The organism is Nocardiopsis sp. TNDT3 (assembly GCF_003427465.1).
In the GTDB taxonomy this organism is placed as follows: Bacteria; Actinomycetota; Actinomycetes; order Streptosporangiales; family Streptosporangiaceae; genus Nocardiopsis; species Nocardiopsis dassonvillei.
In genome coordinates, this window is sequence record NZ_QPFC01001165.1 from 1 (window position 1) to 1,506 (window position 1,506).

The 1,506-nt window shown below is 73.0% G+C and carries 1 protein-coding gene; it reads left to right on the plus strand.

What is annotated here, in order from left to right; genetic code table 11:
- The first annotated feature begins 80 nt into the window (after positions 1 to 80).
- Positions 81 to 1,379, plus strand: a complete 1,299-nt coding sequence (locus DQW06_RS25245; protein ID WP_013152527.1) for an MFS transporter — start codon at positions 81 to 83, stop codon at positions 1,377 to 1,379.
- The last annotated feature ends 127 nt before the right edge of the window (positions 1,380 to 1,506 follow it).

Sequence of the window (1,506 nt, forward strand, 5' to 3'; positions counted from 1 at the left end):
CGAACCACCGGTCGTGACCCGCGGCGCCGCCGACCGGACGACCCGGCCCGGGGCCGCACCGAACGCGCAACGGAGTACACATGTCAGAGCGGACCGCCCCCACGTCCTCGCACCCCGCGCGTGCGGCCGTGGCGGCCTTCGTCGGCACCACCATCGAGTGGTTCGACTTCTACGTCTACGCCACGGCCGCCAGCCTGGTGTTCGGCACCCTGTTCTTCCCGCCCGGCACCGACCCGGTGATCGGCTTGATGGCCTCCTTCGCCACCTTCTCGGTGGGCTTCTTCGCCCGACCGCTGGGCGGCCTGGTCTTCGGCCACTTCGGCGACCGCCTGGGCCGCAAGTCCGCGCTGGTCGTCACCCTGTTGATGATGGGCACGGCCACGTTCTGCGTGGGTCTGCTGCCCACCTACGAGCAGGCGGGGTTCCTCGCCCCGGCGCTGCTGGTCCTGCTGCGCTTCGTCCAGGGCATCGCCGTGGGCGGGGAGTGGGGCGGCGCCGTCCTGATGGCGGTCGAGCACGCCCCCGAGGACCGCAAGACCTTCTACGGCTCCTTCGCCCAGCTCGGCAACCCGGCCGGTGCGCTGCTGGCCACGGGCTCGTTCGGGCTCATCGCCGCCTGGGACGCCGACCTGCTCCACACCTGGGGCTGGCGCCTGCCCTTCCTCGCCTCGGTCCTGCTGGTCCTGGTGGGCCTGTTCATCCGCCTGAAGGTGGAGGAGTCGCCGGTCTTCGAGGCCATGCGCGAGGACACCGACCAGCCGCGGGAGCTGCCGCTGCGCGAGGCCGTGCGCGGTTCCTGGCGCCCGCTGCTGCTGGGCATCGGCGTCCTGCCGGTGGCCGTCGGCGGCTACTACGTCGTCACCACCTTCCTCCAGGCCTACGGCGTCACCGAGGTCGGCATCAGCGAGCAGGTCATCCTCAGCGGCCTGAGCCTGGCCGCGTTCGTCGAACTCGTCGCGACCCTGGGCGTGTCCTGGCTGGGCGACCGCTTCGGCACCGTCCGCGTCGTCACCATCGGACTGGTCGGCGTCATCGTGCTGGCGCTTCCCCAGTTCCTGGTGCTGGAGACCGGCAGTACCGTGCTGATCTTCGTGGTGCTGTGCGTGATGCGCCTGGCCATGGCCGCGGTCTACGGGCCCATCGCCCGCGTGCTCGCCCAGATGTTCCCGCCGCGCACCCGCTACACCAGCATCTCCATCGCCTACCAGGTCGCGGGGGCGATCTTCGGCGGCCTGTCGCCGATCGTGTGCACCGCCCTGCTCGCCGCCACCGGCAGCATCCTGCCGGTGGCGGGCCTGCTCATGGCCATGGCCGTGGTGAGCATCCTGTGCCTGGCCCGGGCGCCGCGCCACCGCGACAGCGACCTCGCCACCGCCTGAGGCCCCCGTTTCGTGCCCGCAGGGGGCCGGGGGAAGCGACCTCACACCCCTGTGGCCGCGGGCCCCGCGGCCCGCACCGCCGTGGCCCGGGCCGCCGCGCCCGCGAGCGGCGGCCCGACCGCCGCGC

Bases quoted from the DNA above. Each gene is read 5' to 3' on its own strand.
- DQW06_RS25245 (WP_013152527.1), top strand. From the start codon at position 81: ATGTCAGAGCGGACCGCCCCCACGTCCTCGCACCCCGCGCGTGCGGCC.